Consider the following 6172-nt stretch of genomic DNA (forward strand, 5'->3'; position numbering starts at 1 on the left):
GCCTGTTCCACAAAAATTCAATTTTCTTGTGGGGAGTAGGGGTTGAGCAGGAGAGCCCGCCCATGAAATACTAATTGATAATGGTGATTTTCGGCGAGTTAGAACTTACACCTTAAACCTCTGTCAGCAAGAGGCTTTCCGGCCTGTTCCACAACAAAGAGTTATATCATGTCCGGTCGATTCCCTCCGCTTCGCTTCGCCCGAAATCAGGTAGGGGCGGGTTCAACAACAATATCTGCCAATAATTGACAATCTCAAAAACCCGCCCCGCCGGGATATTATGGTTAATCGATCGGACATAATATTAAATAGATTGCTGGTATTTTTCCAGCAACTCCGGGATGTAATCGTAGCCATCAACACCGATCGCCGGAATGATATTCGCTCGACTTTTAGCCAAAGCTTGTTTAAAAGATTCCGCCCCCATTTGACCCTGCAAAATGGTCAACAAACCAGCCGATTGACGCCACTCCATCGCACCAATTTGCTCCAAAGTATACATTCCCAAACTGCCTGCAAATATCGCTTTTTCTAGTGAGTTGATTCTGTAATAAGCTTGAGCCAAGTAAGCCAAATTCAGACCTTGCAAATATAAATCCCCTGAAAATTGAGCCGCTTGCCAACCTTTGAGCAAATATTCGATCGCAGCTTCAGCATTTTCCAGGGCAATTTTAGCAATACCGAGACTGCTGGAACAAAAAGCTTGACTTTGCCTGTCTCCCAATTTTTCCGATAGCAACAAACCTTGTTCCAAATAACCGATCGCACTCTCATAAACCTCCGGTTCCACCTCCTCCAACTGCCGCGCTTGAAACACTTCGCTGTAACCCAAATTAGCCAGAGCATTTGCCTCGCCTTGTCGCTCTCCCGCTTGTCGTGCCATAATTAAAGCCCGCTGGCTGTAATTAATCGCTTCCTGATAATTTTTTTGAGCAACATAGTTGCGGCTGATGTGATTGAGATTGGCAACTTCGCAAGCTTTGTCTCCTTCGGTACGGGCAATTTCCAGCGCTTGCTTGTGCAGCAAGAGCGATCGCTCGTAGGCCCCAGCCGCCTGCATCGAATAACCCAAAAGCGTCAGAATCCGAGCTTTCGCTTGAGTGCCTTCAACTCGCCGCAGCGGTTCATCTAAATAATCCAAAGTATGACGCAGAGCTTTACCATCAAACGAAGCAAAAATCCCCCCGTAAAGCGGAAAATATTCTCGCTGAGAAAAAGCCCGCAAAATTTGCAAAGTTACTTGAAAACAAGCATTTGCCAACTGCTCGCCACTCTTGGTAGAATTATTAAACCCACTAGCTAGCTGACTCCAAATTACCGCAAAAGTAATGTAAGTAGAAATTGAAGCTTTTGTTGACACTTTGGAATCGTAAACTTGCTTATCAAACCATGTCGCTAACGCCCGTTGCAAGCACTGCAAAATAATCGCCACTTCCACCAATATGTCTAAATCTAAACTCGATTGCTGGGCTGCGAATTGAACTACAGATTCACCGACTGCAATAGTATTCAAGAGAGCCTGGGGAAAGGGACTGTTAACTTTTTTAGCCCAAAAAGCCCAAGGCCCATTTTGTTCGGGACTACCGGCAAATCCTAGCTGCTGCGGCTGATAAATCCAGCCCACAAGTTCCGGTTCCAAACGCTGCCAAGATTCTAAACCTTTGGCGATGCCGGCGGTGATTTGCTGCAAATCTTGTTCGGTTTCGGGATTGGCAGTTTGCAGCATTTGTTGGTGCAGAGATTTTGCCAATTGCTGCAATTGAGCGAGAGTCAGCGGATGTTCTTTATTCGGATCGATTACTTGCAATAATGCCAAGAGGCGGGCATTAGATTCAGCACTAACGATTTGTTGGATTGAGGATGCAATTGCGCGATCGACGCGGTTATCTTTCTGCCAGCGTTCCCATTCTCCTTGGATGGTTTTGAGAGCTCTGAGGCTGCGATTTGCCTTTGCTTGTTTGATTTCGTCTTTTTCATTTCTGAGTTGATTCTCGGCCGCATCAAGGCGTTCGCCGAAACAGCGTTCAAAGATTTCGCCAGTACCGGTGCTAATGTCTTGCACCAGCATTTGATAAACTTGTTCTTTGGAGCGAATTTGACCTTTGAGGGTGATTTCGACAATTTTGTCGATTAGGCCTAAGTAGCGATCGCGCAATGAGGTAGAGTCTGGCATAATTTATTTTTAGTTAATAAGTTTTTATCGACAGCGCTTGCAGCTTGCACCATTTCATGCTGCTATTTAATTTTACAGCTCATCTGGATTAATGCCCATTGCTCGCAGTCGATCGGCTAAACGATTTGCTCGCTCTCTTTCTGATTCAGCTCGTTGACTTTCAAACTCGGCTCGCTGACTTTCTAATTCGGCTCGCTGTCTTTCAATTTCAGCTTGCTGCCTTTCAAACTCGGCTCGTTGGCTTTCCAATTGAGCTCGCTGTCTTTCAAATTCTTCTGGAGTCAGAATCAAATTGCCATTAATATCATACCAGCGCAACCACAACCTTTGATTTTGCAGGAAAGCACCTTCCCACAAACCCAAACTTAACTGTATTTCCGGTATCCAAAATCGAGAGCCTGTTAACAATTGTTCGCGGTAACGGTTGCCAATTAACCGAAATACCCTCAATTGGTTGTTGTATTTGCTAAAAACAAAGTAATAAGGAATCTTCAAAATTATTTCGTAAACCTGCCACTTAGTCGGCGGTTTGTTTGGTTCTGATTCTGTCAGTCCTAAATCTTCATCTTCCGTACCAGGTGACAGAAATTCGATCGCAATAAAAGGAGTTACTGCTTCGTCCCAAATCACGTAACTTTGGCGCAAGTCTCTGTCTTGGTAAAATCTCGAAACCCCCACAACTAAATACCAATCGGGTCTTTTGTACCAATTGGGATGGTTGGAGTCGTAGTATAGATTGAGATCGCTGGCAGAGAAGAGGCGATCGGGTGGATAATTAGAGGGGAGGCAGCTATCGCACAAAAGTTGTGCTTGCCACCGATGATATTCGTCAGGCAAACCAGGCTCCTCCGGGTCTTCACTGGGTAGATCGTACATCGTCGGCAGCACTTTTCTTGGGGAAGATGGCGAATCTGGTATGTACATTGTTATACAATTATCCCTGCGAGATGTTCAGGAGATTCAGGCCCTACGGTAATTGTAATATTATAGCGCGATGGGATGTCTTGCTGCAGAAAGTCGGTATCTTTTGCACGGGGAATTTTATCGAGATAGCAATTTTTTACTGCTAACAGAAAGCCTGCGATCGCTTCTGATGAATTTTGGGAGTCGGCTACCTTCAAGAAATATTGCCATTAACTCTCATCTTTGCCGTTAATATCTAGCGGTGGAATCGCTGACTTTATCCTCTGTTATTCTGCGGTTTATTTGGTTTAAATAGTGCAGCATTAACTCAAAACTATTAGCGGGTGAAATTGCCGTCTATCGTGCTTTTTTTCTTGACAATGAGTTGGTCGGCATAGAGTTTTGCTAGCCAAACGGTGATATTTCTGTCGCAGGCTATTTCGGTTTTAAGGTTTCGTAGATTTTGAGCAGCCGCAGTGGGTTGATGGCAAACTTTCCCAAGAGGACAAATATGTAAATTCCCCAGATGTAGAAATTTTTGGGAAGTGATTTGATGAAGGGGCGATTGCTTTGTCCAGCTTTGAGAGCATTGATGTATACACGGAGATTTGCGATCGTTGATTGTGAGAAATTAGCTTCAGGTTGTGCCAAAATATTCAAGGCTGATTCTAATTTTGATACAGCCTGATTTAACTCCGGCGAAGTTAGTGTTTTTTCTTTTTTTTGAAGGTGAAAAGCATTCCTTAGCAAGACCGCGACCCCAGGGCTACGCACATTTGCATCGGAGTCTTTCAGCAGCGGAACTAGCTGCGGCAGTGCAGTTTTAGCTTCTGCACCCATACTTTCCAAAGCAGAGGCTGCACTACTACGCAGATTGGCATCGGAGTCTTTCAGCAAGACAATTAGCTGCGGCAGTGCAGTTTAAGCTTTTGCACGGATTTTATTCAAAGCAGAGGCTGCACTACTACGCAGATTGGCATCGGAGTCTTTCAGCAAGACAATTAGCTGCGGCAGTGCAGTTTAAGCTTTTGCACGGATTTTATTCAAAGCAGAGGCTGCACTACTACGCACATTTGGATGGGAGTCTTTCAGCAAGACAATTAGCTGTGACTGTGCAGTTTTAGCTTCTGCACCGAAACTTCCCAAAGCATTGGCTGCACTGCTACGCACAGTTACATCTGAGTCTTGAAGCAGGGGAATTAGCTGTGACTGTGCAGTGTTAGCTTCTGCACGCATCCTTGCCAAAGCATAGTCTGCACGGCTACGCACAGTGGCATCGGAGTCTTTCAGCAAGAGAATTAGCTGTGGCACAGCAGTGTTAGCTTCTGCACCCATCCTTCCCAAAGCATTGGCTGCACGGCTACGCACAGTGGCATCTGAGTCTTTCAACAAGAGAATTAGCTGCGGCACAGCAGTTTTAGCTTCTGCACCCATCCTTCCCAAAGCATAGTCTGCACGGCTACGCACAGTTGCATCGGAGTCTTTCAACATCAGAATTAGCTGTGGCAGTGCAGTTTTAGCTTCCGCAGCAACCGACACATCTGAGTCTTTCAATGTTTTGACAAAGGCAGGAATAGCAGGAAGACCAATTTGTCTTAGAACCTCAGCAGCACTCTGAGCGACTGACAAATTCTGATCCTGCCAAGCTTCCATCCAATCAGGGATGGCGGGTTCACCTATTTTTCGTAACAGCTTAATAGCTGCATCAAGTGCCGTTTCATTGTTACTCTTTAACTTATCGGTGAGGGAGGCAATCTGTTTGGGATTAGCTGTGGGTTCCTCCCCAATTCCACCCGCAGCATTGCGAGTTAACAGCAAAGGCGATGTGAAAGATAGAAACGAGAGAGCAATTACGGCAGCTAATCCTTGTCGGCAGTGCTTCGTCATGGGCTAGAATCCTTGTGTTTGATGAGCCGTCTCAGCCATTTGAATAATTGTGTATACATTCTCATCAAACTGTTTCAGGACTCCGGGGCATCTAAATTTGTGCTTGTCCGTGGTGAAATCGATCGCCCTAAATACTGCTTAAAAAGCGCCACTTTAAGAACATTCGGCAGTCTAAGGCATAATGAGATATCTTATATTCGTTCTATGATGTGTTTATGATTTCCGAACCCCTTACCCTCTCAACAAGCAATCCTGTTTTAGCAGCCAAAGGATTAACCCGTCGCTTTGGTGGTTTAATTGCTGTAAACAACGTATCTTTTACAGTTGAAAAAAACGAGATTTTTGGATTAATCGGCCCTAACGGCGCGGGCAAGACAACTCTATTTAATCTCATGACTGGACTGATACCTGCTTCTAGTGGCAACCTGATTTATCAAAATGAAAATATTTCCCAATTGAAGCCTTATCAAATTGCTAATAAAGGTATTGCCAGAACTTTTCAAAATATCCGGTTATTTGGGGAACTTTCTGCTGTGGAAAATGTGGCGATCGCCCGACACATCCATAGTCGATCGGGCAATCCAGTTTTATCGGTGCTGGCGGGGATTTTCGGCTTGCCAGCATCTAACGCAATGGAACGCAAAACCCAGCGAAAAGCCTTAGAATTGCTGGATTTAGTCGGATTGGGCGATCGCGCGGGCGAACAAGCGAAAAACTTGCCCTACGGCGACCAGAGGCGCTTAGAAATTGCCCGCGCTTTAGCCCTAGAACCGCAAATATTGCTGTTAGATGAACCAGCAGCGGGGATGAATCCCAATGAAAAGCACAAATTAAGCGAATTTATCCGAGAAGTGCGCCAACAATTCAATTTAACTGTAATATTGATCGAGCATCATGTACCGCTTGTTATGGGATTGTGCGATCGCATTGCCGTCTTGCATTTCGGTCAGCTTATTGCCTTGGGCGAGCCTGCTATTGTCAGGAATGACCCGGCGGTTATTGAGGCTTATTTGGGAGATGAAAAATAACTAAGGAAACCCGGCGATTGGAAATCGCGTCTACACAAACAATGTCCGCCTACGCGGACTAAGAGTAATATTAAAAAATCACATATTGCAGCATTATGACACATTCTGTAGATACTGTCTTGAACTGTCAAGGGGTAGCAAGTAAATAATTGGGGTCGAAAGGCTTTTGGGACTTTAAAAT

Annotated in this window: 6 protein-coding genes; 1 reads left to right on the forward strand and 5 read right to left on the reverse strand. The window is 45.0% G+C overall.

Annotated features, from left to right (window positions below):
- Nucleotides 1-304: 304 nt before the first annotated feature.
- The 5 genes from QUB20_RS25200 to QUB20_RS25220 form a co-directional block, all read right to left on the reverse strand.
- On the reverse strand, nt 305-2173 hold the full coding sequence (locus QUB20_RS25200; RefSeq protein WP_333250346.1) for a tetratricopeptide repeat protein: 1869 nt from the start codon (nt 2171-2173) through the stop codon (nt 305-307).
- Between the two features lie 72 nt (nt 2174-2245).
- A complete protein-coding gene (locus tag QUB20_RS25205) occupies nt 2246-3097 on the reverse strand; it encodes a Uma2 family endonuclease (protein WP_333250348.1) in 852 nt (283 codons plus the stop codon).
- A 2-nt stretch (nt 3098-3099) separates the two neighbouring features.
- Complete coding sequence (locus tag QUB20_RS25210) at nt 3100-3294, reverse strand: hypothetical protein (RefSeq protein ID WP_333250350.1); 195 nt, start codon at nt 3292-3294, stop codon at nt 3100-3102.
- A 217-nt stretch (nt 3295-3511) separates the two neighbouring features.
- A complete protein-coding gene (locus tag QUB20_RS25215; RefSeq protein WP_333250358.1) occupies nt 3512-3991 on the reverse strand; it encodes a HEAT repeat domain-containing protein in 480 nt (159 codons plus the stop codon).
- 105 nt (nt 3992-4096) lie between these two features.
- Nucleotides 4097-4963 (reverse strand): HEAT repeat domain-containing protein, encoded by an 867-nt coding sequence (locus tag QUB20_RS25220; protein ID WP_333250352.1) that lies wholly within the window; start codon nt 4961-4963, stop codon nt 4097-4099.
- A 215-nt stretch (nt 4964-5178) separates the two neighbouring features.
- Here QUB20_RS25220 and QUB20_RS25225 point away from each other — a divergent pair, with 215 nt between their 5' ends.
- Nucleotides 5179-5991, forward strand: a complete 813-nt coding sequence (locus QUB20_RS25225) for an ABC transporter ATP-binding protein (protein WP_333250354.1) — start codon at nt 5179-5181, stop codon at nt 5989-5991.
- Nucleotides 5992-6172 lie beyond the last annotated feature (181 nt).

Origin of the sequence: Microcoleus sp. B4-C2 (assembly GCF_036705265.1) — a bacterium.
GTDB lineage: Bacteria > Cyanobacteriota > Cyanobacteriia > Cyanobacteriales > Microcoleaceae > Microcoleus.